This window comes from Embleya sp. NPDC020886, assembly GCF_044333915.1.
GTDB lineage: Bacteria > Actinomycetota > Actinomycetes > Streptomycetales > Streptomycetaceae > Embleya.
In genome coordinates, this window is record NZ_JBIRRX010000012.1 from 1 (window position 1) to 24,727 (window position 24,727).

Genomic DNA, 24,727 nt, shown 5'->3' on the forward strand with positions numbered 1-24,727 from the left:
CCGGACGTGTTGTGGTCGTGCACCACGTGCGGGGCGTGTGTGGAGCAGTGCCCGGTGGACATCGAGCACGTGGACCACATCGTGGACATGCGCCGGTACCAGGTGTTGATCGAGAGCGCGTTCCCCTCCGAGGCGGCGACGATGCTCAAGGGGTTGGAGAACAAGGGCAACCCGTGGGGCGTGGCGACCAAGGCCCGTCTGGACTGGGTCAAGGAGTTGCAGAAGTCCACGGGGATCGAGGTGCCGATCGTCGGGCGGGACGTGGAGCCCGCGGAGTTGGAGTACCTGTACTGGGTGGGTTGCGCGGGGGCGTTGGCGGACGGGCCGAAGAGGACGACGAAGGCGTTCGCGGAGTTGTTGCACATCGCCGGGGTGCGGTACGGGATCCTGGGCAAGGAGGAGTCCTGCACGGGCGACTCGGCGCGCCGGTTGGGTTCCGAGGTGGTCTTCCAGATGTTGGCGGCGCAGAACGTGGCGACGTTGAACGCGGCGTTGGAGGACGCGCCGCGCAAGCGGATCGTGACGACGTGTCCGCATTGTTTCAACACGTTGGCCAACGAGTACCCGCAGTTGGAGGGGCACTTCGAGGTGATCCACCACACGCAGTTGCTGCAGCATCTGCTGGACGAGGGCCGGTTGACGCCGGTGGAGCCGGTGGAGGGCCTGGTCACGTATCACGACCCGTGCTATCTGGGGCGGCACAACAAGGTGTACACGCCGCCGCGGGAGATCATCGCGCGGGTGCCGGGGTTGCGGAACGAGGAGATGCACCGGCACCGCGAGCGCGGGTTCTGCTGTGGTGCGGGCGGCGCGCGGATGTGGATGGAGGAACGCATCGGCAAGCGCATCAACAACGAGCGCATGGACGAGGCCCTCTCCCTCAAGCCCGACATCGTCTCCACGGCGTGCCCGTTCTGCCTGGTGATGTTCACCGACTCGATCAACGCCAAGAAGCAGGCGGGCGAGGCCAAGGAGGAACTCCGCGTCGTCGACGTCGCCCAACTCCTCCTGCAATCCGTGCAACTCCCCGAACCACCGGCGACCGAAGCGGCACCGGCGGGCGCGGGGGCCGAGTAGGGCTCGTGTGACGCGTGGTGCGACCGCCGTCGACTCTCCTTCGAAGAGTCGACGGCGGTCGCTTTTTTGTGCCCGAATTACGACCGTCCCGAGACGACGCGGTGAGTCGAACTGCCGGTACCGTCATTGATGTGACTGGCAATGGACCCTACGACCCGTACCGGCAACAGCCCCCGCCTGCCGGCCAGGGTTACCCACCTCAGCACGGCGGGGCGAACGGCGATCCGTACGGTGGCCAACAGGGCCACTACGGGGGCCAACAGGGGTATGGGCAGCAGGGCTACGGCGGGCAACAGGGGCACGACGGGCAACCGGGGTATGGGCAGCAGGGGTATGGGCAGCAGATTCCCCCGCCGCCTCCGCCTTCGTCGCCGCAGGGCGGACAGGGCGGCGGCTCGGGCGACCCGAACTACGGACCGCTGTCCCTGCCCGACGAGACGAGTCTGTACATCTACGGGGCGCCGCCCGAGGAGTACACGACGGTGACGCCCGCGGTGTCGCCTCGACAACAGCAGCAGTACCCGCAGCCGCCGCAGCAGTTCAGCGGTCCGCCGCCGCGGCACCTGCACTGGAAAGAGGTCCTGAGCGGGTTCGTGCTGCGCCCGTTGCGCACCATGGACGCGGTCCGCGACCAGGCGGTGTGGTGGCCGGCGCTGATCATGTCCGCGCTCGGCGGCGCACTCGCCGTGTTCGCGAACGACGCGTCCCGCAAGGAACTCGTCGACTCGACGATGAGTACGAGCGTGCCCGCGCTCGGCATGGTGGTCGTCATGGTGCCGGCGTTCTGCGCACTGCTCGGGCTGGTGTCGCATGCGCTCGCGACCCAGTTCGGCGGGAACGGGTCGCCGACGCCGTTCATCACGCTGTCGATGATCCTGGTCTGGATCGCGGACGCGCCGCGGTTGGTGGTCGCGCTGTTCGCGCCCGACGACAATCCGATCGTGGCCGGCATCGGCATCGCGTCGTTCGCGCTGACCGCGTGGCTGCTGACGATGTTGATGACGCGGGTGCACGAGTTGCCCTGGCCTCGGGCGCTGGGGTGTGTCGCGGTGGAGTTGATCGCGTTGCTGTTGGTGTTGAAGCTGCCGTTGACGTCCTGACGTCCTGACGGCTTGGGCTGGGCGGCTTCGCGGCCTGACGGCTGGGCGGCTTGGTGGTTGGGCGGCTGGGCGGCTTGGTGGTTGGGCGGCTCGGCGGCTTGGTGGCCCGACGTCTTCGGGTCCCGGCGTTTCGGCGGGGTGGATGGCGGCGGTGGGGGCGGTGGCGGTCTGACGTCGGGTCAGGCCGGGCGGGAAGCGTGCCGGCAGTGGACCGGGTGGACCACAAGTGGCACGGTCGGCCCGCGTTGCGGATCTGTTCGGCAACGGCTTCGAGCGGTGTACTCGTAGAAGTACACCCGTCCGCGCGCGACATCTCGTCGTCATCGCGGCTGCGAGGAACGGAACGGACATGCTTGTGCGGCAACGCACCCGGGCTGCGCTCCAGGCCGCCGCCCTCTTCTACGTCGTGGATCGGGGTTGGCCCGTCCTACCCGGTGCCTACGTCGAAGACGGCCGATGTTCGTGCGGGGACGGCGATTGCCCGGACCCGGGCGCCCACCCCGCCGCGGAGCCCGGGCTGACCCGGGCCACCCGATCCACCGACGACGTCTGGGAATGGTGGAGCGGCAAGCCGTATACGGTCCTGCTCGCGAGCGGCCTGGAGTTCGACGTCCTGGACGCCCCGGCACAGGTCGGCTACGCGGCGATCCGCCAGCTCGAGGTGATCGGGCTGCCGCTGGGGCCGGTCCTGCATCTACCGGGCGAGCGGCTCTTGTTCCTGGTCGACCCGGGGGCGCGCAACCTCTACTGGTACACGGTCGACCACAACGACACGGCCCGGTTCGACGTCCGCCACCACGCGGTGGGCCACTTCGTACCGGCCCCGCCCTCGTCCACCGCATGCGGCGAACGCACCCGCTGGGCGGTCCCGCCGGACCCGATCGAGCGCGGGCTGCCGGGTGCGGTGGACGTGCTGGGCGCGTTGATGCGGTTCAGCACGCAGGGGCGCTGAGGGCGCGGTGCGCCGCCGCCTCGTCTCTGTGCCCGTGCCTGTGCCTGTGCCCGTGCCCGGTGCCGAATGCGCCCCGCTCAGGCGTCGAGGATCTGGCCCTGACGGGTGACCACCGGCGGCTGCACGGACCACGGGAAGTTGATCCAGTCGTCGGTGTGCTTCCACACGTACTCACACTTGACCAGCGACTGCGGCTTCTCGTAGACGACCGCGCACCGCACCTCGGCAACATTGCCCTCGCAGAAGTCCCGGACCAGCAGCAGCGTCTTGCCGGTGTCCGCGACGTCGTCCGCGATCAGCACCTTCTTGTTCGAGAAGTCCACCACGTCCGGCACGGGCGCGAGCATCACCGGCATGTCCAGGGTGGTCCCGATCCCGGTATAGAACTCGACGTTGACCAGGTGCAGGTTCTTCACGTCCAGCGCGTACGCGAGCGCACCCGCCGCGAACACGCCGCCGCGGGCGATGGACAGGATGATGTCGGGCTCGTACCCGTCCTCCGCGACCTGCGTCGCCAGCTCACGCGTGGCCTGGCCGAACAGCGGCCAAGTGAGGTTTTCGCGCACGTCACTCATGTCCGGGTATGCCCATCTTCGTCTTCGCTGCGGGAGGGTCGATCGCGGTACGGGCGGGATCGCCGCCTCGCCGCGATCTAGTCGCGGACGTTCGTCCGGTGGAAGTCCTTGAACGAGCGGGAGGGGGTGGGCCCGCGCTGTCCCTGATACCGCGACCCGTACACCGAGGACCCGTACGGGAACTCGGCCGGCGACGACAACCGGAACATGCACAACTGGCCGATCTTCATCCCCGGCCACAACTTGATCGGCAACGTCGCGACATTGGACAGCTCCAACGTCACGTGCCCCGAGAAGCCCGGGTCGATGAACCCGGCGGTGGAGTGCGTCAGCAGCCCGAGCCGCCCGAGCGAACTCTTCCCCTCCAACCGGGAGGCCACGTCATCCGGCAACGACACGACCTCGTAGGTCGAACCGAGCGCGAACTCACCGGGATGCAGGATGAACGGCTCACCGTCCGGCGGCTCGATCATGCGGGTGAGATCCGGCTGCTCGACGGCGGGATCGATGTGCGGGTACTTGTGGTTCTCGAAGACCCGAAAGAACCGGTCCAGTCGAACGTCCACACTCGACGGCTGAACCATGGCCGGCTCGTAGGGATCGATCCGAACCCGACCGCAGTCGATCTCCGCGCGAATGTCCTTGTCCGATAGAAGCACGTGGAAAGGGTAATCGCAGCCCCCCGGATCCACCCAAACGCTCCGCCCCGCCCGGCCCGCGCAACGAATCGTTGCTGCAACCACACTCGACCATCCGGTACAGTGACGGTGCAGGGTTCCCCTTGGGGCGCCTGATGCGGGCGTAGTTTAATGGTAGAACATGAGCTTCCCAAGCTTAGAACGCGAGTTCGATTCTCGTCGCCCGCTCCGTTCATGAAGGCCCAGGTCACGGACAGGATCCGTGGCCTGGGCCTTTGTCGTTTCCGGGGTTGGTGCGGCTTGTGGGCTGGTGGGGTGTGGGGGCGCGTCTTTGGTTGTTGTTGGTGTGGGAGGGGTGGGGGTCAGTGCGGGGGGTTGGTGAATTGGATCAGTTGGAGGTAGTTGCCGTCGGGGTCTTGGAAGGTGGCGAATCGGCCGGCGGGGCGGGTGGTGGGTTCTGCGATCCAGGGCACGCCGGCGGCGTTGAGTTGGGCCTCGTATGGGGGGAAGTCGTCCACGTGGAAGTTGAGGATCGCGCGGCCCGGTTCGGGGTTGGTGGGGCTTACGTCGTCTCGTTGGTCGATGACGAGTAGCAGGTTGCCGAGGGGGATGGGGCCGTCGCCGGTGTGGTCGGGGGCGAGGACCTTGAGGTACCAGGCGCGTAGTTCGTTGGCTCGGGTGCTGCCGAGGAGGATGCTTCCGGCGGGCATGGTGGGCATTTCGGTTCCTTTTTTGGTGGGTGGGGTCGGGCGATGGTTACCAGGGCTCGGGGAGGGCGGCTCCGGTGGTGATCAGGCTGCGGAGGCTGCCGTTGATGTAGTGGAGCCAGGCGGTGGAGCAGGCGCCGAAGCACTCGACGTCCGGGAGCAGGCCGATGTGGGTGAAGCGCAGCTCCGTGCCGGTGGGCGTGGGGGCGATGTCGAACACGATTTCGGTGCCGGTCCACTCGTCCGGCTCCGGGACGAAGGACAGGGCGCTGTCGGTGACCCGCCAGACGACGCGGCGGTTCGGGTCGAGTTCGACCACGCGCTGGCGGCTGTAGTGCTGCGGGGGGTGGCGGTAGCTGAACTCGGCGTCCTGGGTGTCGGTTGGGCCCTCGATCTGCCCGGTCCACCAGGCGCGGACGTCGAGGATGGCGGCGAAGACCTCGGCTGGTGACCGGTCGACCGTGTAGGAGGTCGAGTAGCCGCCGGCGAGGGGCGCCGTGTCCGGTGCGGTGGTTGGTGCGGTGGATGGTGCGGTGGTTTCGGGGGTGCTTGCTGATCGGGTTGTCATGGGTGATCGCGTCCTGGTTCGGTATTCCGGTGTGCCGGGGGCGGGTGTGGTCAGTTGCGCTTGGCCTTTTGGATGCGTTCGGCGATCTGCTTGATGCGTTGCAGGCGGGCGTCCCAGGTGGCGCCGACTGCGGACAACTGGGCCACCGCGCGGGCGAGTTGGGCCTCGTCGACGTTGTAGCGGCGCTCGCGGCCGGCCGGGGTCGCGTGTACCAGGCCGACGCGGTCCAGGACGCCGAGGTGCTTGGCGACCGCCTGCCGGGTGACGGGGAGTCGCTCGCTGAGCGTGGTGGCCGTACCGCCGCCGTGGGCGAGGAGCAGGTCGAGCATGCGTCGGCGGGTCGGGTCGCCCACCGCGGACCACAGGTCGTCGTCGATCGTGGTGTTCACGGCCGCGCCCCCAGCTTGGCGGCGTACGTGACCAGGCGCGGGAGGAAGAGGTCCCAGCCGTGGACGTGCTCGTGGTACGCCTCCTCCAGTACGGCGGCCTCCCACCCGCGCTCGCGGAAGCCGGTCTCCCGGAAGCGCAGCAGCGTGCCGTCGCCGGACGGTACGAGGTCGAAGGTCACCAGGAGCGAGTTCGTCTCGGTGGCCGGGCTCTCGTCGTAGACCCAGCGGAACACGAACCGGCGCGGCGGGTCGGCCTCCAGCACGGTGAGCGGCACGATCGTCGCGTCGGGCGACGTCGGGTCGCCGAAGGTGATCGCGCCGGTGGCACCCGGGACCGGGACGAGGTCGGCGTCGTCGGGCCACCACTCGCGCAGGTGTTCGGGTGAGCTGATCACCTCGTAGACCACGTCGGGGGCGGCATCGATGTGGAGCTCCCGCTCGATGCTTCCGTACTCCATCTCCATGTGATCCTCCTGAACGCCTTGACGCAACCATCGGTTGCACTTCCAACGTAACCCGCGCATCCCACTGACGCAACCTTTCGTTGCGCATGCGGTGAGCAAGCGTCGGAACGGTCGACCCGCGGGCGTTGGATCGGTCGCCCCGGCCGCCCGCCGACCCGGGACACCCGCCCCGCCCCCTGGCCGGCCTTCACCTCACGCGGCCCGCGCACCAGGGTCGGCGAGAGCCGAATGTGCTCGGGGGGACCCGCATCCCGAGACGGTGCGCGGTTTCACCGGCGTGCCCACGATCGAGGACGTGATTCGCGATGGGGCGGAGGCGTCCTGGCCCGTGGCCCGCTTCCGGGCGACGTCGTGGGCGCGGCGGGTCGGTGAAGGCCCGGGAGGCGGCGACCGCTCATAGTGTTCCGGTATCGGCGGGCCGGGTGATCGGTTGGAGGGTTCGGTGGGCGGGACGATGCGGGCTGTGGTGTTGAGCGGGCCCGGGCCGGTGGAGAACCTGGTGGTGCGGGAGCTGGCGGTTCCCGAGGTGCGGCCGGGGTGGGTTCGGGTTGCGGTGAAGGCGTTCGGGCTCAATCGGTCGGAGTTGCATACGCGGCTCGGGCTGGCCGAGGGCGTCACGTTTCCGCGGGTGCCGGGGATCGAGGCCGTCGGGGTGGTGGATGCGGTCGATCCGGTCGATGTGGGGCGTGCTCCGGCGGTCGGGCGGCAAGTGGTGACGATGATGGGGGACATGGGGCGTACCTACGACGGTGGGTACGCGGAGTACACGTTGGTGCCGGCCGAGCAGGTCATCGCGTTTTCGTCGGAGTTGGCCTGGGACGTGGTCGGGGCGGTGCCGGAGACGTTGCAGACCGCCCATGGGTCGTTGACCACCGGGTTGGATCTGGCCGCCGGGCAGACCCTGCTGGTTCGCGGGGGGACCTCGTCGGTCGGGTTGGCGGCGGCGGCGTTGGCCAAGGGGCTCGGGGCGACCGTGTTGGCGACCACTCGCAAGGCCGCGAATGTGGACGTGCTGAAGGCTCAGGGGGTCGACCACGTGCTGGTCGACGACGGGAGCATCGCCGGGGCGGTTCGGGCGCTGTATCCCGATGGGGTCGATGCCGCACTGGAGTTGGTCGGGACGCCGACGCTGCCGGACACGCTGGCCGCAACTCGGGTGCACGGCACGGTGTGCTTCACCGGCATGTTGTCCAATCAGTGGCTCGTACACGACTTCTACCCGATCGGGTATCTGCCGAAGGGCGTTCGGCTGACCGCCTACGGGGGCGACAGTGGTGACCTGCCGGGCGAGGTGTTGCAGCGCTACCTCGACGAGATCGCCGCGGGGCGGATTTCGTTGGGGCCGACGCACGTGTATCGGCTGGACGAGATTCGTCAGGCCCACACGGATATGGAAATGGGCCGTGCCGTGGGCAAGTTGGTGGTGTCGACCGGTCGCTGAGCCGGGACCCGACCCGCCTCCCTACGCCGCCCCGGGACCGCTGCCACCGGGGTCCAGGGTCGGCGGGTCGGCGGAGAAGCGGGCCGCCCTGGCGTCGCGTTCGTCGCCGAAGTGCCGGGTGAGGATGTCGTAGAGGGCGGGCCGGCGGCCCTTGAGCCAGCGGCGTCCGGTGGACATCGGGATCAGGGACAGGTCGATGTCGGCGCTGACCATGGCGTCCGCGGCGGCGGAGGTCTCGGTGAGGATGCGCCCGTAGGGGTCGAGGATCATCGCGTTGCCGGTACGGACCTCGTCGTCGTCCCGGCCCACGCCGTTGCTGAAGATCAACGCCAGGCCGTTGTCGTGGGCCCGGGCCGGGAGCCAGCGCATCAGCCAGGCTCGGCCGCTTTCGCCGCGGAAGGCCGCTTCGATGGCGGCGGGGTCGCGGTGGCGGCCCTCCCACAGGGCCATCGGGATCGGACGCATGGCGTGTGGGCTGCGTGAGGCGGTGCCGCCGGTCTGGTGCGGGGCCACCAGGATCGAGGCGCCGAGCAGGGCGGTGGCGCGGACGTTCTCCACCAGGTTGTTGTCCCAGCAGATGAGGATGCCGACGCGGGCGCCCCACGGGGTGTCGAAGACGGTGTAGCGGTCGCCGCTGGAGATGGCCTCGTGTTCGAAGGCGTGCAGCTTGCGGTGACAGTGCACTCGGCCGTCCGGGAGGCAAACGGCGTACGAGTTGTAGAGGCGGCCCTCGGTCGGGTCGATTTCGAGGAAGCCGAGGCCGGCGGCGATGCCCAGCTCCATGGCAAGCCGGCGCACGTGCTCAACGGACGGGCCGGAGAGCGGTTCGGCGAGTTCGCGCAGACGTTCGGGGGTGTGTCGGCGTAGGTGCCAGTAGCCCAGCAGACACATCTCGGGCAGTACGACCAGCCGGACCCCGTCGGCGGCTGCGGCGCGGACGAAGTGTTCGACGCGGGCGAGGTTGTGCGCCTTGTCGTCCGGGCGAGGCTCGAACTGTACGGCGGCGCAACGCAGCAACTGATCCATGGCGGCTCCCGTTCGTGGTGACGCGGATGGGTCTTACGCGGATGGGTCCGACGCGGCCGGTTCGGTCCGGCCCGAGGTGGTTCGATGCCTGCGAACGCGGGCGGGCCGGGCCGACTCCCGGCCGGGCCGTTCTCATCACAGCGGCCGGCACCGCTCGCCGTCCAATGAATGTTTGGGCCGTTTCGATAACCCGGTGGAATGGATCGCGGCCTAGGCTCGCGCCATGGACGTGCGTTTGTTGCGGGCGCTGGTGGCGGTGGCGGACTGTGGTGGGTTCGGGGTCGCCGCAGGACGGTTGTCGGTCAGCCAGCCCGCGTTGACCAAGCAGATCCAGGCGCTGGAGGCCGAGGTCGGCGGCGCGTTGTTCGTCCGAGGGCGGCAGGGGGCGGAGCCGACCCGACTGGGCCTGGCGCTGTTGCCCGAGGCACGTGAACTGGTCCGCCGCATCGATCTGTTGACCCGGCGGGCCGCACAGTTCAAGCGTGGGGAGGCGGGCAGTCTGGCGGTCGGGTTCGGGCTGTCCGGTATCGATCTGGCCCCGCAGGCCGTGGCGGCCTTTCGGCGGCGCTTCCCGGGCGTCGGGATCACGCTGGAGGACATGTCGTCCGCCGCGCAGATCGAGGGGGTACGGGCCGGCGACCTCGATGTGGGGTTCGTACGGCTGCCGGCGCCGGACGACCTGGCGCGGCTGGTGGTCCTGACCGACACCCTGGCGGTGGCCTCGCCCGGGGACCAGGAGCCGCCGCCGACGGATGCGGTCGGGGTCGCCGCGTGGTTGCGCGGGCGGCCGGTGGTGCGGCTGACGCGGGCCAAGGGGCCGGGGTTGGTGCGGCAGATCGAGCTGTTCGAGGGCGAGTTCGACGCGCGGCCCGAGTTGGTCCAGGAGGCGTCCGACCTCCAGACGGTGCTGGCTCTGGTGGCGGCGGGGGTGGGCGCGGCGCTGGTACCGGCGGGCGCCGCCGACATCGCGGCGGCCACGGTCCGGGTGACGCCGATCGAGTGCGACGGTGGGCGCGCTCGCGGATCCGACGCGGTGTCCTGGCGGATCGGCGCGGTCTGGGACCGGGCTCGGGCCACGCGGGCCCGGGACAACTTCCTCACCGTCGTTCGAGAACTCACCGACCGCCGCGACGCGGACGCCTCCGACGGCGGCTCGGCCCGCCCGCCCGGCCGGGCCGGCGGACCCGACGGCTCTTCCGGCGTCCGGTAGAACGCGCACGGGAACGGCGGGCGGCCCGGGCTTCGACCAGGCACAAGGGGTGTCCGGTCGGGTCGGTGAGAACTCGCCGATATTCGTGCGGCCGCTGCTCCGGGAGCGCGGACCGCGCTCGTGCCCGGCGGAGGTCGGGTCAGGTCTTGGCGAGGCGGGTGCGGGTGAGTTCCGGCGTATCGGGAGAGCGGGATTCGACGGTGGCCCTGAGGTCGGCGAGGGTTTGGCCGGCCAGTTCCCGGCGCCAGGCGAGGTCGGCTCGGGACATGGCCTGGGCGACGGCGCACGAGGTGCGGTAGTCGGCCGTGGGGTCGGCGTCGGGGCCGTTGTGCAGGATCTGTTGGCAGCGGAAGGCCGGGTCGGGGCCCTCGATCGCGACGACCACGTCCATCAGGGTGATGTCCTTGAGGGCGCGGGCGAGCCGGAAGCCGCCGCGTGGGCCGGAGGTCGAGGTGACGATGCCGGCGCGGGCGAGCGCCTGGAGCTGCTTGTTCAGGTACGCGGCGGGCAGGCCGTAGAACGCGGCCAGTTTGGTGGCCGTGATGGCGGTGCCCGATTCGGCCCATGCCAGGTTGAGGCAACTGTGCAGCGCCCACTCCACGCCTTCGCTCATCTGCATATGCTGGACGCTACCCATCCAGAATACTCGGAACAACCCCGATTCCCCCGAACGGCCCCGGACCCGGGTGGGCCCGAAGGCGCCTACAGGGGCAGGTCGGCGAGTTGTTCGAGACGTCTGGCTCGGGCGATGGCGTCGAGGGGTGGGGACTCGATGCCGGTGCGGCAGCTTCGGCACCGGGCGCCGGGGACGAGGTCGGGGCCGGGACGGCCGCAGTCGGAGCATTCCACCAGGCGCGGGCGGCGCGACTGGGCCGGGATCACGGGGAGTTTCGGGGCCTTGGTGAGGCGGTAGTGCAGCAGGCCGGGCTTGATCCTCCGCCCCGGCGGTGGCAGGTCCTCGGTGAGTTCGCGGAACACCTCGGCCTCCGTGTCGCCATCGGCGAGCCGGGCCAGCAGGAAGGGCACGAGAGTACGCAACTCCCGCTCCTTGAAGGCCAGTCGCTCGTCAACGTCGGCGAGCGAGCGCAGCAGCGCCAGGGCACGCACGGCGGGATCCTCGACGGACGCGGCAGCGGACGCGGGGGGCCGCCCGTCACCGGCCGCGCGCGGCCCGGCCCATTCGGTGAAACGACCGAGCAGCCGCCCGGTCGTCGAGTCCCGTAAGCGCTTGGCCACCACGATGCCGGCTTCGGTGAGTTCACCAAGCACGCGGCGGGCGACGTGCGCGCCCACGTTGATGAGTTCGCGGATGGTGTCGACGGTCAGCGGGGTGCCCTCGGGCAGGACGTGGTAGCGGAGGGCCGCTTCCAACGCACGTCCGGAAAGGGAGCCGTATCGGGCCAACACGGCGACGACGGGGTCCTGGACAGGAGTGGGGGTATCGCTACCCTGTGATTCAGCCACGGCGAGCTCTTTCTCGTTCTGTGGTCAGGCCCTCGTCTCGGTGTTGGTAGCACCTGCGGGGGCCGAGTTACGTTTCGGGCAAGGAACAGCACACAGTGCGACGATGCCCGCCGTCAATCACCCTCACGAGTGACACTGCGTGGCCAAGCGCCCCCACCCAGGGCCGGCCGCCGCCGAGAGGCGGCCGGGCTAGTGGGTCCTAGAGGAGCGCCTCGTCCGCACAACGGAAAACCGCATCCACGGGCTGAGCTCGACATTCGGCCGAATCCTCGGATCGCCGCCCCGTACAGCGGAATTCACGCACATCGGTAAACCCGCCGAGCGGGCGGTTCGACGCCCGAAGGCCGAGAGTTCGTCGTCTGCACCGTCGTCGCTTCCTCGGGTGGTTGTCGCCGGGCGCCCGAACGCAGACATGCCTCTTACGTCCTCCGCGGTTCGGAAGAACCACCGAGGACGTAAGAGGACATAAGAGGATGTGAGAGGACGCAGGAGAACCTGCGCGGACGTGCGCGGACGTCAGCAAACCCCGGGAACCACCATGCCTACTGCCGCCAGCGCGGGTCCGCGGCCATCGTGCGAAGTTGGTCGAGGGTCAGCGCCGGTTCGCTCCGGGACGGCTCGGGCTTCCCTCCGGTGTACTCGAACAGGGCTCCCTCGGAGTCCGGGTCCTGGTTCAGGACGAGGCCGGGGCTGACGCCGTTCCCCGCGCTGACCCAGACCATGCGCCCGTCCGGGTAGCGCACGCTCGCGCGCCAGTCGAGGAACTCCGGCGGACCGTTGCCCACCGACTGCCGGACGGCGAGGGTCGTGGTGCCGTCGGGCAGAGTCTCGGTGCGGCAGTCCGCCCGCCCGGCGCAGGTCTCCAACGGCGTGTTCGGGTAGCCCATGCTCGCCGTGACCGTCGACCGCCCGCGCGCGTCGCCGATCACGAGCGTCGCACCGTATTCCGGCTCCCCCTTCGAGATGACGTTCGTGCCCGGTGGCAGCAGATCCTCCAGGACCGCGAGCATGCGCTTGTCCGGGGTGGGGAGCGCGGTCACGGCCCGGTCCCAGTGGGAGTCCGTGGCGATTCGGGTGAGGTCGGCTATCGTCAACCGCGGATCCTCGTGCACCCCGATCACCCCGTTGGCCGACCCGATGTGCTGGTCACGAACTCCCCCGCTGTGGGCGCCGACCGCAATCCGGCCACCGTCCGGCCGGTCCAGGACGACGCGCCAGAACCTTTGTCGAGCGTCTCCCCACGCGTTGGTATGGATCTTGGTGACGGTCAGCTTGGAGCCGTCCGCCCGCTCGGTGGTCTTGCACTCGTCATAGGGTCGACGACCATCCACCGCTCCGCAGTCGGTCAGCCGGGAGTCTGCGGTACCCGGGGCCGGCCGGGAGAGCTTGACCTCGACGCCGGATTTTCCGCGTGCGTCGGAGTACACCAGCTTCGCGAACGGATCCCGGGCAATCAGCGGCGGATCCTTGGGGGTGGCCTGCGAACCCTCGCCGGACACCTCGCTCACCTTCCCGGCCGCCGGCACCAGGCTCTTGAGCACGGAGACCATCTGATTGCCCGTCACGGGCCACCCCGTGGGCAGTTCGGTATCCGGCACCGTGCGGCGGGACGCGGGCGAGCCGTCCGCCTCCAGGCTCCGGTCGAGGGCGACCCCGCCCCCCACCGCGGCGACCGTCAGCGCGCACGCGGCGGCACCGAGCCGGATGCGCCGGCCCCGACGCAGTTGCCTCCCCCGCGCCACGCCTCGGGCAATCACCTCCGGGTCGTACGCGGGGAAACCGTCGACCACGGCGCTCAGGGCTCCCGGCAGGGCCTGCTCGAACTCCCGGTCGTGGTAGGGGACTTGCCGTTCCGAGTCCTGGGAGGCCGATCCAGGGCGGTCAGCGGCCACGATGCGATCACCAGTCCTTTCGATAGGAGCGAGCACGCGAAATTCGGCGAAGCTCGATGGGATGCACGAGGTGGGATGAAAACAACGGATATGAGCGCCCGAACGCGCCGACCTCACGGCCGGTCGAGGGCCAGCCCGGCCAACTGATCGCCCAGCAGGCCGCGCAGGCGATCCAGCGCACGGTGCGAGCGCACCCGCACCGCTCCCTCGGACAGGTCCAACATCTCGGCGGTCTGCTCCACCGAGCGGTCCTCCCAATAGCGCAGGACCAGCACCGCCCGATCCTGCGGCGCGAGTGCGGCCAGACCGTCGAGGAGGGCGAGCCGCAGTTCGGGATCCCCCGTCGCTCGATGCGCCCGCTCGGGCACGGAGTCGGTCGTGCGCTCGGTGGAACTCTTCCGGCGCTGCTGGGCGATATAGATACGGACCAGGGTGGTGTGCGCGTAGGCGAACGGCCACTCCATCCGACTGACCTTGCGCCACCTCGGATACAGCCTGCCGAGGGTCTCCTGGAGGAGATCCTCGGCGCCGTGCCAGTCCCCCGAGGTGAGCAGGCATGCGGTACGGAACAGCCTGCGGCTGTATGTCGCGGCGAACTCCCGGAACTCCGCGTCACTCGCGCCGGGCATGCGTTGGCCCCCGTTCGTCGACGTCACCAAAGCAATGAGGTGGAGCCGACGATTCGTTACAGCCCCGCCGATCGGGTTCCTGGTTTCCGGTACCCGTCGCGTTGGGCAGGCTCGATGAGCGCGTAACCACGCGGTACTTCGGAGTTCGGGAGAGGCGACCAGATGGCCAGGATCAAGGGGAGCGTGAAGTGGTTCAACGAGGCCAAGGGATTCGGCTTCATCAGCCCGGAGGACGGCAGCAAGGACGTCTTCGTGCACTTCAGTGCGATCCAGAGCAATGGCTTCAAGACGCTCGCCGAGGGCCAGTCGGTCGAATTCGAGATCCAGGACGGCCAGAAGGGCCCGAGCGCCGCCAACGTGCTCGCCGTCTGACCTGATCCGCCCTGCCGAGGGCAGCCAGCGCCTCGGCACCGAAGCACCGCACCACCGCACCACCGCACCACCGCACCACAACGATCGTGGCCACGAACCCGGTTCACCGACTCGTGGCCACGACGGCGCGGCGAGGCCGCCGCGCGAGCTATGCCAGATACCGCTCGATCGTCTCCACCTTGGCGGTCAGCCCGTCCACGACCCCGTCGCGGATGTCCGCCTTGAGCACCAGGCTGACCCGGTTCGAGCGCGCCTTGACCGCCTCGACGGCCGCCTTCACCACGGCCATCACCTCGTCCCACTCGCCCTCGATCGAGGTGAACATGGCATCGGTACGGTTCGGCAGCCCACTGGCCCGCACCACCCGGACGGCTTCCGCGACCGCCTCCCCGACGTCTTCACCGACACCGAGCGGGGACACCGAGAACGCCACGATCACGACAACACCTTCCGCAGCCCGACCATCGTCGTCCCCAGCCTAGATCCCGCCCGCTACGCGACCTCGAACGCCACCCGCAGGGCTCGGCGGATGTCGGCCGTCGCGCGGCGCGAGACGTCGGCGGTCGGGATCGCGTTGGAGCCGTGGAAGGTGCCCGGGCGATGGTGGAGTTCGACGCGCACACCGGCGCGGATCAGCCGGCACGCGTACTCGATGGCCTCGTCGCGCAGCGGGTCCAGCTCGTTGGCGGTGATGTACGCCGGAGGCAGGTTCGTCAGGTCCTCGGCGCGGGCCGGCGCGGCGTACGCGGTCGGCTCGGCGCCGGCCAGGTAGTACTGCCAACTCAGCGCCGCCTGGTGCCGGTCCCACAGCGGCGCCGTCTCGAACTCGCGCATCGACGGGGTGTCCAGACGATCGTCCAGCACGGCCGTGTCCAGCACCTGGTACGCCAGCGCCGGACCGCCCTCGTCCCGCGCCCGCAGCGCCAGCGCCGCCGCCAGGGCGCCACCCGCGCTGACCCCGCCCACCGCGATCCGGGCCGGGTCGGCGCCGAACGAGGACGCGTGCTCGGCCACCCAGCACAGCGCGGCCCACGCGTCCTCGAAACCGGCCGGGAACGGGTGCTCGGGCGCGAGCCGATACTCCACACTCACCACGACGCAACCGACCTCCAGCGCGGTGGCCACGCAACTGCCGTCCGAGCTGTCGACGTCGCCGAACACGAAGCCGCCGCCGTGGAACCACACCAGCACCCCGAGCGCGCCGGCCGGCCCGGTCGCGGCGGCGTCCTTGGGCAGGTAGATCCGCACCGGTACGTTCCCGGCCACGATCCGGTCCTCGACCAGCAGGCCGTCCGGGCGCTGCACCGGCTGGGTGCGGGCCTGCTGCGACGCGCGGAAGGCCGTCGGGTCGGCAATGTCCACGGTCGGCAGGTACGGGAGGACCGCGAGCAATTCGGGGTCTATGCGGTGTTCCATGCCGCGGAAACTAGCAGCGGATGCCGGCAACTTCCATGACGGTCCGTCAGATCCGACCGAAGCGAGGCGGAAGTCACTCCGTCGGCGGCACCGGAAGGCCCCGGGCGACCGCCCCCACCTGCGAAATCCGCTTTCACCCGGACCACCCGCGGACGCACCATGTGGCCATGAACGCGATCCCCACCACGACGCTCTGGCGGCCGACCGGACCGGCCGAATTGGAGCTGGTGCGCGAGTCCGGCTGGACCGCGTGGCCGCCCAGGCTGCCCGACCAGCCGATCTTCTATCCGGTGCTGAACGAGGACTACGCGATCAAGATCGCCCGCGACTGGAACGTACCGGCCTCCGGCGCCGGCTACGTAACCCGCTTCCACATCGAAACCGAGTACGTGATCCGCTACCCGGTACGCCAGGCCGGCGGCCGAACCATCCTCGAGCTCTGGGTCCCCGCCGAAGACCTGCCCGAATTCAACCGCCACATCATCGGCCCGATAGAACTCGTCCACGAGTTCCACTGACCCACCCCACCCCGACCCGCCCCCAGCGGCCCCACCCACCCCAGGCAGCCCCCGCCCCCCGACAGACCACCCACACCCGCCGCCCCACCCCCAGGCGCGTCAGCGCCCCCGACCCAGCCCGCCCCCGGTGATCGACGCGCGAAGCGCGGAGAGCGGCGGAGCCGCAAACTTTTGACTTCGTGGCCCGTAGCGAAGCGAAGGGACACGAAGTCACAAGCGAGGGGCCACTTTTTGTGGAGGAGCCCGCGACGGAACAAAAAAGTGGTGCCTCGCGAGCCGGCGCCAAAGGCGCCCAAAAAAGAAGAGACCCGCTCTCCTCGCCGGACAGAGGGAAGAGCGGCGTGTCTGGTGACTTGACCTGCACGAACGAATCTGGCACAACGCGAATCGGTTTTGCGGCCCGCGCATGGCCCGTGATCAAGCCTTTCGGGTGTTCTGGCGGCCCGCCGCGCTTGTGCGCTCTGGCGTGCCGAGGACGCCGGGCGCGCGTCAGGGAAGGAACAAGAAGGGGCGGCCTGACGGCCTCAGCCCAGCCGTTAGCGGGCCGCGTGGACGGCCCGATCCTGGTCTGTTGCGCGCACAGACTGGCTGAACCATTGGCGCGCATCGACATGGTTCAGCCGCTCTTCCTGCCACGGATGTACGTGCGGAAGAATCCTTGGCGTGTGCATGCTGACGTGCTCGAACCGGATCAACGAGCGTTTGTGGGGGAAGCATGGCGTTGTCTCCACCGCCGAACGACTACCAGCCGCAGCAGGATCCGAATCCTGAGTTCGTGCCACTGGCTGGAGAACCGAGCCCGTTCCTTCCGTCTCCGGGGTGGCATGCCGGCGGAGGCGAGTCGGTATCGCTGAAGGGGTTCCGAAGCGAGGCGGATCTTACGCAGCGGGTGCTTGATCGACTCACACCGTGGTTCCACGTTGACCGTGAAGTGTGGGGGCGGCATCCGACAGGCTCCCGCTGTCGGATAGACGCCATCGTCACGCCGCGAACCCCGGAACTCTGGAAGAACCCCGACATCGCACTCGGAATCGAGTTCAAGGCACTTGATACGAACCCGCACTACCAGTCAGGCAGGAAGGAACTCACCGCCTGGGTGGCGCAGGCAATCGATTACTCACAGGTTGAGTGGCCCAAGCATGGTCGGATCTGCACGTTCTTGTGCCCGGACCCGTTCGCCGACTTACGGAAGGAAGACGGCATTCTGACGGATCCAGCTGCCCACTTTGCCGAGGGGTTGCTAGGGCAGTTCGGCGTCGGATTCCTGACCCTGTATCGCGGCACCGGGCTGTCCTTCCTCCTCCACACCAACCACACTGTGTGGTCCGAGCGATACGGCTCTCAGGCGGGGCGCCGGTGGACGCTGCGACGGCATACCGGGCGCCGTCACTGACCGCGTGCGGACAGCGCACAGCATCCCCCTGTCCGCGCTAGCCGCGCAGGTGAAGTGAGTGCTGCAAAGGAGCCCGGACAGTCCGGACAGGATTGCTCAGGGCTGTCCGGTCCGTTTCCCCAGCTCAGAGGACGTGACCGGACAGTCGGACAGATGGGACGGCAGCTGACCTAGTCCAGAGCTGCCGAGCGCTCGGCGAGGCCGACCAGTTCCGGCGGTGCCGTGCGCCCGGCAATCAGGGTCAGTTCGCGAATGGCGGCACGTGACGCGGTGTGGCTGCGGACGGTTTCTGGGGCAAGTTCTTCGGCGCGAAGCAGGTACTCGACAGCTTCGCCGACGTGTCGTCGTTGGGCATGGGCGCGGCCGAGGTCCATCAGGAGCCGTGACCGTCGTTCGGGGGACAGCGCTTCGGCATTGATGCGAGCGCCGATGTCCAGCGCTTCGCCAGCGTCGCCGAGTTCTACGGCTGTCGACACGGCTTGGATTTCCACGTTCGTCGGGCCGAACTCAAGATTGAAGTCGTTGCGGTCCGCCCCGATGCGCCGAGCCACGGATCGCGCTTCGCTGATCTCTGCACGGGCCTGGTCACGGTTGCCGGAACGAGCATGGACCAACGCCAGGATCAAGCGGAGCGATCCCAGCACGGACAGCCCTTCCGGCACGGACAACGCGTCTTCACCGTGCGTCTCCAGTGCCCGGACAGCGGTTGTTGCGGCGTGCTCGGCTTGGTCCAACCGCTTCAGCCTCACGAACGCCTGAGCAAGACGGTAGATGCCGGCGAACACCGGCAGCACATCACCGGACTGCTCGGCAGCACGAATGGCGCGGTCGGCAGCGATCCACGCGGCATCGGCTTCGTCCTGGCGAACGAACGCCGCTGCCAGCGCCTGGTAGACACGGGCAAGCAGGGCGTGAAGCGCGGGCCGGTCGGCGGTGGCCGCAGTTCGCACCGCCGCTTCCAGGCGATCGACCAACGGCCCCACCTGAGCGCTGAGTTCTGCGAACCTCGCGGTGTGGGTGAGTTCCCACAACACGTCTACCTGGTGACTCAAATCGGCGAGCGAGGTTCGCTCGGTCGCTGCCGCCCTGCCTGCCAGCAAGGCGCCCAGTGCCGGATGACCGGAGATCGTCAAGCGCGCAGCATCGAGATCGTTCGGTCCCTCCGGCACCGTGGGTGGCGGTACCGACGCCACCGGAGCATCAGGGTTGAGCGCTTGGACCGAGACGCCGAGCGCGTCGGCCAGCAGTTGTAGGACATCGAGCCGCGAAACGGGCTGTACGCCGCGCTCGACCTGGGACACCCAACTTGCTGTACGACCGACCGCGGTCGCCAATTCCGTCTGCTTGATGCCGCGTTGCTTCCGGAGCGCTGCGACCCGCGCCCCGAAAGCCTTGCGCTCATCATCAGACGCCACCGGCCACCTCCCCTTGTACAACACCCTTGCCGTCCACGGACTCCAGGAAGTCCACTTCGACGGCGTCGATGTACTGCTCACGAGCAGCAAGGAACCGCCGGACGTGCGGCTGTTGCTCGTGCCGATCGAAGGCGGCCCGGTCCGCATACAGCTCGTAGAACATCCGCTGAAGCGGCTGCCCCTCCACGGTGTGACTCACATAAATGAGCGTCCCGGGTTCGAGTTCCCGGATGCCGACCAAGGTCTCTGCCACCAGGGCGTCAAAGGCTTCCACTGCCGCTTCGTCGCGGGCAGTGAAGCGCACGTTCAGGCCGAAGGCCACGTCTCGCTCCTCTCACAGGGCAACAGCCAGTCTCACACGATCGCTGTTTTCCTGCGACTAGCAGTTTCTCTTGACTCGCAGTTTTTCTGTGAGTACGTTCGCAGTGTTGCTTCACTCACTGAAGCGGCGCAGAGCACTGTGCGACCTGCCAGGGAAGGCGGCTTCGGCCGCGCGCCCGTAAGTGCGGGGACAGCTCGTTTCTTGAGAACTGAATCCATGCGAGTGACCGCAGCCCCGGGTTGCTCGCGCTGGTCTGCACAGGGGCTTCTGCCATCCGTCGTCCGCGACGGGGCTACTTCATACGTGTTCCGGGGCGGCTGCCGGTCCTTGCCGGGAGGCAGCCACCCCGTGGGCCGTGACCTTCCTGAAAGGAGCACGACCGTGAGAACCATTGTGAACGGCCGACTGGCCGTGTCGAGTTTCGAGTTCACCGAGTTGGCGCTGGGCGTCGACGCGGAGCTGTTCACGGGTGTCGACGGGGAGTCCGCCGAAGAGCGGGCGGCCCGAGTCGATGCCGCGCACGACATCCTGACCGCGCTGTGGCGCGAGGACCCCGAGTTGGCCGCCTACGCCGCGCAGTTGCTCGGCAAGGCGCCCCGGGTTCTGGTCATGCCGCGCCCCTTCGTTGCTCGGCGGTGGGCCGCGTGAGCGCCGATCCGGGCACGTTCGCCGCCGTCGGCTTCTCGCTCTACGCCGCGCACATGGTGGGTGACCACTGGGTGCAGACGGATCGGGAAGCGCTGGGCAAGGGTGCGGCCGGTTGGTCGGGCCGCTTCTGGGCCGCGCGGCACGTCGCGTCGTTGACGGCGGTCAAGGTGCTGTTCCTCGCCGCCGTGTGGCTGGTGTTCGCGTTGCCGCTGAACCCGTTCGCGGTCGTCGTCGGCCTGGTGATCGACGCGCTGTCGCACTGGTGGGCGGACCGCAGGCACACCCTCGCCAAGTTGGCCAGCCGGATCGGCAAGGGCACCTGGTGGGAGCGCGACCCTCAGGCGCCGTACCTGCTCGACCAGTCCTGGCACATCGGGTGGCTGTTCGTCGCCGCCCTGATCGTCACGGGGGTGACGTCATGACCGACACCGTCTACTCGATGCGCGCAGGCCGACAGCTCGACAAGGCCAAGGTCGCCGAAGCGCAGGCCGCCGCGCAGGCCAAGCAGGCCGAATCCGCGCTCGCCCAGGCCGAAGCCGCCGCAAGGATCGGCGCGGTTCAGCGCGAGGCCGAGCGCACCGCACGGGAGGGTGCCGAGCAGGACAAGGCGGCTGCCCGCGCTGCCCGGAATCTTCGGTGGCGCAAGCGCCTGGACGCGGTTCTCGTTCGCCGTGACTTCGTGATGGTCACGTCGATGATGGCCGCTTCGGTGGGCACCGCGTGGCCCGCACAGATGTCGTTCTATCTCGCGCTCGGCATGAATCCCGCGCTCGCGGTGCTCGTCACGTCGATGTCCGAGGGCGCGGCGTGGGCCGGTGCTGCGATGGCATCCAAGGCGATCGAGTCGGGCCGGCCTGCCGGCCTGTACCGGGCGATCACGTGGGGCTCCGCGCTTGCCGCCGCGGCGTTGAATGTCGCGCACACCATCCACCGGAGCATCCCGCTTGCAATCGTGCTCGGGATCGCGTCGATGCTCGGCGTACTGCTGTGGGAGTCCTACGCGCACAGTCAGGCCGAGCACACCGGCGGGAAGACCGGCGCGCAACTGCGCGCCGACCTCTACCGCAAGGCGCGGTTTCGTCGGGTGAGTCGGCGCATGCGCGACCTGCTCGCCGCGGTGCCCGGGTTGACGGAGGATGCGGCGTGGATCGTGGCGTGGCGCGGCGTCCACGGCGCCGACCCCGGGGTGACTCGCCGCACCCTCAAGCGTCACCACAAGGCCGCCCGACGGGTTCGTGAACTCCTGGCCGAAGCACCGGACCTGCCGACCGAACCGGTGGCGTTGTCGGTCATGCAGACGCCGACCGCCACGCTCGCCGACGTCGCCCCGGGTGGTTCGGTCCTCGACTCCAACGAAGCCGTCCGGGAAGCGCTCATCCTCGCGTTCGACTCCGCGCGACCGGTCGCCGACCTGCTCGGCAACCTCAACCAGACCGGCCCGACCGACCGCGAGCAGTCGACCCCTGATCAGCACATTTCTTCACAAAAGGGCAACGAGAAGTCGGGCACGATCCGGACGACCGACGCGCGTAGTCGTAAGCCCACAGGCAAAGTGCCGCCCGCTGCGAAGTCGACCGGTCGGGCCCGGTCGACGGATGAACTGCTGGCTGTGGCCCGTGAGTTGACGGCGGGTTGGCCGGTCGACCGGTTGACGGGCGAGGCGGTCCGCAAGGCGGTTCGCACGTCGGCCGCGAAGGGTCGGACGTTGCGGGACGCGCTCCTCGCCGAGCGCACGACCGCCGGCCTTCACCTGGTGGTCGACCCCGACGTCGACGGCGCGACCGGCAGCGCGTGATGGCCCAGTTCCGGAAACGCTTCTGGGACCCCGACGGCGCCCGGTACGGCATCCCTACTTACCCGTGGCGGTGCGCCCCGACCGGCCTGATGACACGCCGACAGCTTCGGGCCGACGGGTTGCGGCCCGGCGGGCAGGACCCCGCCGCACAACTCATGTGGCAGTCACGAGCACGGGGCCTGCGCGTCGCGTACCTGTACCGCCGCGACCGGGCCCGCACGGTTCGACCGATGACCGAGGGCCGGCACCGCGCGCTTGCCGCAGCGATGAGCGCCCGCCGGACCTGCCCCACCTGCCGCATCGACCGCGGCTACGTGATTTCCGTCCGGCTCGGCGCTTGTGTGCCGTGTGTGGACGGCTTGGAGTACAGCGCCACCGCCTGATTCGTGCGGGCACCGGCCACGCCTGGCAGCAACCGCCGGTGCCCGCTCTCCCCGAAGAGGAGACGACCAGCATGACGCAGGAAACCGTTAACAGCCCCGAAGAAACCACCGCCGATCCGGTCGACGGTGAGGTGATCCCGCTGCGCAAGCGCGACCGGGACGCGTTCGGCGAATGGGTCGCCGAACTGCCCGACCCGGACCGCGAGGCGGCCGAGTCGGACGACGTGGCCGAGGGTCAGGTGGTCGACCTGCCGGAGCAGGTCTACCCGCTGTCGCTCGCCGAGATGATGAAGGCCAAGGACGAGGCGCGACGGCCGATCCTGCCGAAGTGGCTCACGATCGATGCCGAACGCCGGGCGTTCGCACGCTGGTTGGTCCACCACTACCGCGAGACGGGCGCGTATCACCTGGTGCGGGTGCCGGTGTACTCGGCCAAGCTCACCGCATACGCGCCGCGGGGCGCGTGGCGGTGGTCGACGGCGACGTGCCGGTGGGTCTTCGACGCCGAGGGCGCGCCGATCCGCGCCGCCGCCGTTCAGGCCGCAGACGCGGCCGAATATCTGCGGTTGTCGAAGCAGCGCAATGGACGGGTGAAGTTGCGCGCCACCATCGCCCTGCTCGTGAGTGTGCTGGGCCTGGTGTTGGCGCTTGCGGTGTGGGTGCTGGCTCCCGCGTGGGTGGAGATTCTCGGCGTGGCGGCGACGGTTGCGGTTCTGGGGTGGGCGGGCACGCCGGCGGATCGTCCGGTGATCGAGGGTGCGCGGGTGAAGTTCCGGGCGCGCAAGCTCACCTCGGACATCGTGGTCCGGGCGTTCGTGTCCGCCGGGCTGACGACGAAGGATCAGGGGATCGCGTTCCCGAAGCCGATCGTGCAGGAGGGCGACGGGTGGCGGGTGGTGGTCGACCTGCCCTACGGCAAGACGTTCGCCGACGCCCTCAACGCCCAGGACCGCCTCGCGTCCGGCATCGACGTGGCACCCACTCAGGTGTTCCTCGACAAGGACGTCACCAGCGCCCGGCGGGTGTCGATGTGGGTCGCCGGGACCGACCCGCTCGCCGTCTCCCCGGGGCGTACGCCGCTGCTGCTCACGGACCGGGTGGACTTCTGGAAGCCGATCCCGTGGGGCCGCGACGAACGCGGCAACGAAGTGATGGTGACCATGCTGTGGCTGTCGCTGCTGGTCGGCGCGGTGCCTCGGCAGGGCAAGACGTTCTCGGCGCGCACGATCGCGCTCGCCGCGGCGCTGGACCCGTTCGTGCGGATCGTGCTCTTCGACGGGAAGGCGTCGCCGGACTGGCGCGGTTTCAGGAAGATCGCGCACCGGATCGGGTTCGGCATCGTCCCGCGTGACGGGGTGGACCCGGTGGAGCACTTCGTGGATTCGCTCACGGAGTTGAAGGCGGATGTGGAGGACCGCTACCACCGGTTGTCCGAGATGCCGCTGAACGTATGCCCGGAGGGCAAGCTGACGCCGGAGATCTCCCGGAACAAGCGCCTGAACATGCCGCTCACGGTCGTGATCGTGGACGAAGTCCAGGAATATCTTCAGCACCCCACCCACGGGAAGCTGATCCTCGAACTGCTCGTCTACCTCGCGCGGGTCGCTCCGGCGGTGGGTGTGTCGGTGTTGGTGGCGACGCAGAAGCCGGACGACAAGGCGTGCCCGTCGGTCCTGCGCGACCAGCACCAGGCCCGGTTCAGTCTCAAGGTCGGTTCCTGGCAGGTCTCGGACGTCGTGCTCGGCGCGGGCGCGTACAGCGAAGGACTCGACGCATCGCGCCTGTTGCGCTCCCACAAGGGCGTCGGCGTGCTGCGCGGGATGACCGACGAAGCCGGGATCGTGCGCACCTACCTCGCCGACGGCTCCGACGCCGAGGTCATCCTCACCCGCGCGCTCGCCCTGCGCACCGACGAGGGGACCTTGTCCGGCGACGCGATCGGCGAGGCCGCGGCCGGCGCCGAGTCGGGCTCGATCCTGGACGACGTCGCCGCCGTCCTCGGCCGCGGCGAGGACAAGGTGTGGTCCGAGACCATCGTGGACCGCCTCGCCGAACTGAGCCCCGAGACGTACGGGCCGTGGGCCGCGTTGGAGCCCAAGCCCAAGGCCGAACAGCTCACCAACGCGCTCAAGCCGTACGGCATCGCCACGGAGCAGATCGGCCGCCGCATCGACGGCAAGAACGTCAACCGGCGCGGCGTTCTCCGCGACCACATCATCACGGCCATCACGGAACGCAACCGAAACCGCGTCTCCGACTGACGCGCACGGGTCGCTAGCGCCAGCAACGACCGTCGCTAGCGCTAGCGACCCCGCTAGCAACCGAAACAGCAC

General features: G+C 69.3%; 28 protein-coding genes and 1 tRNA gene. 14 read left to right on the forward strand and 15 right to left on the reverse strand.

The genetic code is table 11. From position 1 onward, the window contains the following. The 3 genes from ACH4U8_RS32995 to ACH4U8_RS33005 form a co-directional block, all read left to right on the forward strand. On the forward strand, nucleotides 1-1,077 hold a 1,077-nt coding region (locus ACH4U8_RS32995), incomplete at its 5' end, for a (Fe-S)-binding protein (protein WP_395782125.1). A gap of 131 nt (nucleotides 1,078-1,208) precedes the next feature. Next, nucleotides 1,209-2,177, forward strand: coding sequence for a Yip1 family protein (locus tag ACH4U8_RS33000; RefSeq protein ID WP_395782127.1), 969 nt, complete (start codon nucleotides 1,209-1,211; stop codon nucleotides 2,175-2,177). A 349-nt stretch (nucleotides 2,178-2,526) separates the two neighbouring features. After that, a complete protein-coding gene (locus ACH4U8_RS33005; RefSeq protein WP_360323833.1) occupies nucleotides 2,527-3,129 on the forward strand; it encodes a bifunctional DNA primase/polymerase in 603 nt (200 codons plus the stop codon). A 77-nt stretch (nucleotides 3,130-3,206) separates the two neighbouring features. On the opposite strand, the gene ACH4U8_RS33010 is transcribed toward ACH4U8_RS33005, so the two are convergent. Continuing rightward, on the reverse strand, nucleotides 3,207-3,704 hold the full coding sequence (locus ACH4U8_RS33010) for a phosphoribosyltransferase (protein WP_360323835.1): 498 nt from the start codon (nucleotides 3,702-3,704) through the stop codon (nucleotides 3,207-3,209). 77 nt (nucleotides 3,705-3,781) lie between these two features. After that, a complete protein-coding gene (gene dcd, locus ACH4U8_RS33015) occupies nucleotides 3,782-4,363 on the reverse strand; it encodes a dCTP deaminase (RefSeq protein ID WP_360323837.1) in 582 nt (193 codons plus the stop codon). 136 nt (nucleotides 4,364-4,499) lie between these two features. On the opposite strand from dcd, the gene ACH4U8_RS33020 reads away from it, so the two are divergent. Then, a tRNA-Gly gene (locus ACH4U8_RS33020) sits at nucleotides 4,500-4,570 on the forward strand. A 134-nt stretch (nucleotides 4,571-4,704) separates the two neighbouring features. Here the strand turns inward: ACH4U8_RS33020 and ACH4U8_RS33025 are convergent. Genes ACH4U8_RS33025 through ACH4U8_RS33040 form a run of 4 tightly spaced genes read right to left on the reverse strand, consistent with a single transcriptional unit; the run spans nucleotide 4,705 to nucleotide 6,464 of the window. Then, complete coding sequence (locus ACH4U8_RS33025; RefSeq protein ID WP_395782129.1) at nucleotides 4,705-5,061, reverse strand: VOC family protein; 357 nt, start codon at nucleotides 5,059-5,061, stop codon at nucleotides 4,705-4,707. Between the two features lie 37 nt (nucleotides 5,062-5,098). Next, nucleotides 5,099-5,617: an SRPBCC domain-containing protein gene (locus tag ACH4U8_RS33030; protein WP_395782131.1), complete on the reverse strand. Its 519-nt coding sequence runs from the start codon at nucleotides 5,615-5,617 to the stop codon at nucleotides 5,099-5,101. Between the two features lie 50 nt (nucleotides 5,618-5,667). Further along, nucleotides 5,668-6,006, reverse strand: coding sequence for a metalloregulator ArsR/SmtB family transcription factor (locus ACH4U8_RS33035; protein ID WP_360323861.1), 339 nt, complete (start codon nucleotides 6,004-6,006; stop codon nucleotides 5,668-5,670). Then, a complete protein-coding gene (locus ACH4U8_RS33040) occupies nucleotides 6,003-6,464 on the reverse strand; it encodes an SRPBCC domain-containing protein (RefSeq protein ID WP_379989704.1) in 462 nt (153 codons plus the stop codon). The genes ACH4U8_RS33035 and ACH4U8_RS33040 overlap by 4 nt, the downstream gene beginning before the upstream one ends. A gap of 460 nt (nucleotides 6,465-6,924) precedes the next feature. On the opposite strand from ACH4U8_RS33040, the gene ACH4U8_RS33045 reads away from it, so the two are divergent. Next, entirely contained in the window at nucleotides 6,925-7,911 is a 987-nt protein-coding gene (locus ACH4U8_RS33045; RefSeq protein ID WP_395782365.1) for a zinc-binding dehydrogenase, read from the forward strand. Between the two features lie 21 nt (nucleotides 7,912-7,932). Here ACH4U8_RS33045 and ACH4U8_RS33050 read toward each other — a convergent pair whose 3' ends face one another. Then, the gene (locus tag ACH4U8_RS33050) at nucleotides 7,933-8,937 is read right to left on the reverse strand and encodes a nitrilase family protein (RefSeq protein WP_395782133.1); all 1,005 of its coding nucleotides are present in this window, start codon (nucleotides 8,935-8,937) and stop codon (nucleotides 7,933-7,935) included. Nucleotides 8,938-9,160: 223 nt separating this feature from the next. Between ACH4U8_RS33050 and ACH4U8_RS33055 the strand changes: the two genes are divergently transcribed. After that, nucleotides 9,161-10,147 (forward strand): LysR family transcriptional regulator, encoded by a 987-nt coding sequence (locus ACH4U8_RS33055; RefSeq protein WP_395782135.1) that lies wholly within the window; start codon nucleotides 9,161-9,163, stop codon nucleotides 10,145-10,147. A gap of 139 nt (nucleotides 10,148-10,286) precedes the next feature. Here the strand turns inward: ACH4U8_RS33055 and ACH4U8_RS33060 are convergent, their stop codons facing one another. The 4 genes from ACH4U8_RS33060 to ACH4U8_RS33075 form a co-directional block, all read right to left on the reverse strand. Next, nucleotides 10,287-10,766 carry an RrF2 family transcriptional regulator gene (locus ACH4U8_RS33060; protein ID WP_395782137.1) on the reverse strand — a complete coding sequence of 160 codons (480 nt, stop codon included), beginning with the start codon at nucleotides 10,764-10,766 and terminating at the stop codon, nucleotides 10,287-10,289. An 83-nt stretch (nucleotides 10,767-10,849) separates the two neighbouring features. Beyond that, entirely contained in the window at nucleotides 10,850-11,611 is a 762-nt protein-coding gene (locus tag ACH4U8_RS33065; protein ID WP_395782139.1) for a hypothetical protein, read from the reverse strand. A 542-nt stretch (nucleotides 11,612-12,153) separates the two neighbouring features. Beyond that, the gene (locus ACH4U8_RS33070) at nucleotides 12,154-13,503 is read right to left on the reverse strand and encodes a hypothetical protein (RefSeq protein ID WP_360323873.1); all 1,350 of its coding nucleotides are present in this window, start codon (nucleotides 13,501-13,503) and stop codon (nucleotides 12,154-12,156) included. Between the two features lie 113 nt (nucleotides 13,504-13,616). Continuing rightward, nucleotides 13,617-14,132 (reverse strand): SigE family RNA polymerase sigma factor, encoded by a 516-nt coding sequence (locus tag ACH4U8_RS33075; protein WP_360323875.1) that lies wholly within the window; start codon nucleotides 14,130-14,132, stop codon nucleotides 13,617-13,619. Nucleotides 14,133-14,294: 162 nt separating this feature from the next. Between ACH4U8_RS33075 and cspE the strand changes: the two genes are divergently transcribed. Continuing rightward, entirely contained in the window at nucleotides 14,295-14,504 is a 210-nt protein-coding gene (cspE, locus tag ACH4U8_RS33080; protein WP_360323877.1) for a transcription antiterminator/RNA stability regulator CspE, read from the forward strand. 148 nt (nucleotides 14,505-14,652) lie between these two features. Here cspE and ACH4U8_RS33085 read toward each other — a convergent pair whose 3' ends face one another. Next, nucleotides 14,653-14,943 (reverse strand): MTH1187 family thiamine-binding protein, encoded by a 291-nt coding sequence (locus ACH4U8_RS33085; RefSeq protein ID WP_360323879.1) that lies wholly within the window; start codon nucleotides 14,941-14,943, stop codon nucleotides 14,653-14,655. A 53-nt stretch (nucleotides 14,944-14,996) separates the two neighbouring features. Continuing rightward, nucleotides 14,997-15,920: an alpha/beta hydrolase gene (locus tag ACH4U8_RS33090; protein WP_395782141.1), complete on the reverse strand. Its 924-nt coding sequence runs from the start codon at nucleotides 15,918-15,920 to the stop codon at nucleotides 14,997-14,999. A 167-nt stretch (nucleotides 15,921-16,087) separates the two neighbouring features. On the opposite strand from ACH4U8_RS33090, the gene ACH4U8_RS33095 reads away from it, so the two are divergent. After that, nucleotides 16,088-16,438, forward strand: a complete 351-nt coding sequence (locus tag ACH4U8_RS33095) for a hypothetical protein (protein WP_360323883.1) — start codon at nucleotides 16,088-16,090, stop codon at nucleotides 16,436-16,438. Nucleotides 16,439-17,153: 715 nt separating this feature from the next. Continuing rightward, nucleotides 17,154-17,831, forward strand: a complete 678-nt coding sequence (locus ACH4U8_RS33100) for a hypothetical protein (protein WP_395782143.1) — start codon at nucleotides 17,154-17,156, stop codon at nucleotides 17,829-17,831. A 170-nt stretch (nucleotides 17,832-18,001) separates the two neighbouring features. Here the strand turns inward: ACH4U8_RS33100 and ACH4U8_RS33105 are convergent, their stop codons facing one another. Beyond that, entirely contained in the window at nucleotides 18,002-19,270 is a 1,269-nt protein-coding gene (locus ACH4U8_RS33105) for a helix-turn-helix domain-containing protein (protein WP_395782145.1), read from the reverse strand. Next, nucleotides 19,236-19,568, reverse strand: a complete 333-nt coding sequence (locus ACH4U8_RS33110; protein ID WP_395782147.1) for a putative quinol monooxygenase — start codon at nucleotides 19,566-19,568, stop codon at nucleotides 19,236-19,238. The genes ACH4U8_RS33105 and ACH4U8_RS33110 overlap by 35 nt, the downstream gene beginning before the upstream one ends. 381 nt (nucleotides 19,569-19,949) lie before the next feature. On the opposite strand from ACH4U8_RS33110, the gene ACH4U8_RS33115 reads away from it, so the two are divergent. The 5 genes from ACH4U8_RS33115 (at nucleotide 19,950) to ACH4U8_RS33135 (ending at nucleotide 24,655) form a co-directional block, all read left to right on the forward strand. After that, nucleotides 19,950-20,216 carry a hypothetical protein gene (locus ACH4U8_RS33115; RefSeq protein WP_395782149.1) on the forward strand — a complete coding sequence of 89 codons (267 nt, stop codon included), beginning with the start codon at nucleotides 19,950-19,952 and terminating at the stop codon, nucleotides 20,214-20,216. Then, entirely contained in the window at nucleotides 20,213-20,638 is a 426-nt protein-coding gene (locus ACH4U8_RS33120; protein ID WP_395782151.1) for a DUF3307 domain-containing protein, read from the forward strand. The genes ACH4U8_RS33115 and ACH4U8_RS33120 overlap by 4 nt, the downstream gene beginning before the upstream one ends. After that, nucleotides 20,635-22,011: a hypothetical protein gene (locus ACH4U8_RS33125; RefSeq protein WP_395782153.1), complete on the forward strand. Its 1,377-nt coding sequence runs from the start codon at nucleotides 20,635-20,637 to the stop codon at nucleotides 22,009-22,011. Before ACH4U8_RS33120 ends, ACH4U8_RS33125 begins: the two co-directional genes overlap by 4 nt. Then, nucleotides 22,011-22,394: an RRQRL motif-containing zinc-binding protein gene (locus ACH4U8_RS33130; protein ID WP_395782155.1), complete on the forward strand. Its 384-nt coding sequence runs from the start codon at nucleotides 22,011-22,013 to the stop codon at nucleotides 22,392-22,394. The genes ACH4U8_RS33125 and ACH4U8_RS33130 overlap by 1 nt, the downstream gene beginning before the upstream one ends. 71 nt (nucleotides 22,395-22,465) lie before the next feature. Next, nucleotides 22,466-24,655, forward strand: coding sequence for a cell division protein FtsK (locus ACH4U8_RS33135; RefSeq protein ID WP_395782157.1), 2,190 nt, complete (start codon nucleotides 22,466-22,468; stop codon nucleotides 24,653-24,655). The last annotated feature ends 72 nt before the right edge of the window (nucleotides 24,656-24,727 follow it).

Coding starts and splice junctions, on each gene's coding strand:
- ACH4U8_RS33095 (WP_360323883.1), top strand. CDS start 16,088: ATGAACGCGATCCCCACCACGACGCTCTGGCGGCCGACCGGACCGGCC.
- ACH4U8_RS33045 (WP_395782365.1), top strand. CDS start 6,925: ATGCGGGCTGTGGTGTTGAGCGGGCCCGGGCCGGTGGAGAACCTGGTG.
- ACH4U8_RS33060 (WP_395782137.1), bottom strand. CDS start 10,766: ATGCAGATGAGCGAAGGCGTGGAGTGGGCGCTGCACAGTTGCCTCAAC.
- ACH4U8_RS33040 (WP_379989704.1), bottom strand. CDS start 6,464: ATGGAGTACGGAAGCATCGAGCGGGAGCTCCACATCGATGCCGCCCCC.
- ACH4U8_RS33135 (WP_395782157.1), top strand. CDS start 22,466: ATGACGCAGGAAACCGTTAACAGCCCCGAAGAAACCACCGCCGATCCG.
- ACH4U8_RS33075 (WP_360323875.1), bottom strand. CDS start 14,132: ATGCCCGGCGCGAGTGACGCGGAGTTCCGGGAGTTCGCCGCGACATAC.
- ACH4U8_RS33125 (WP_395782153.1), top strand. CDS start 20,635: ATGACCGACACCGTCTACTCGATGCGCGCAGGCCGACAGCTCGACAAG.
- ACH4U8_RS33100 (WP_395782143.1), top strand. CDS start 17,154: ATGGCGTTGTCTCCACCGCCGAACGACTACCAGCCGCAGCAGGATCCG.
- ACH4U8_RS33005 (WP_360323833.1), top strand. CDS start 2,527: ATGCTTGTGCGGCAACGCACCCGGGCTGCGCTCCAGGCCGCCGCCCTC.
- cspE (WP_360323877.1), top strand. CDS start 14,295: ATGGCCAGGATCAAGGGGAGCGTGAAGTGGTTCAACGAGGCCAAGGGA.
- ACH4U8_RS33050 (WP_395782133.1), bottom strand. CDS start 8,937: ATGGATCAGTTGCTGCGTTGCGCCGCCGTACAGTTCGAGCCTCGCCCG.
- ACH4U8_RS33090 (WP_395782141.1), bottom strand. CDS start 15,920: ATGGAACACCGCATAGACCCCGAATTGCTCGCGGTCCTCCCGTACCTG.
- ACH4U8_RS33025 (WP_395782129.1), bottom strand. CDS start 5,061: ATGCCCACCATGCCCGCCGGAAGCATCCTCCTCGGCAGCACCCGAGCC.
- ACH4U8_RS33130 (WP_395782155.1), top strand. CDS start 22,011: ATGGCCCAGTTCCGGAAACGCTTCTGGGACCCCGACGGCGCCCGGTAC.
- ACH4U8_RS33010 (WP_360323835.1), bottom strand. CDS start 3,704: ATGAGTGACGTGCGCGAAAACCTCACTTGGCCGCTGTTCGGCCAGGCC.
- ACH4U8_RS33055 (WP_395782135.1), top strand. CDS start 9,161: ATGGACGTGCGTTTGTTGCGGGCGCTGGTGGCGGTGGCGGACTGTGGT.
- ACH4U8_RS33030 (WP_395782131.1), bottom strand. CDS start 5,617: ATGACAACCCGATCAGCAAGCACCCCCGAAACCACCGCACCATCCACC.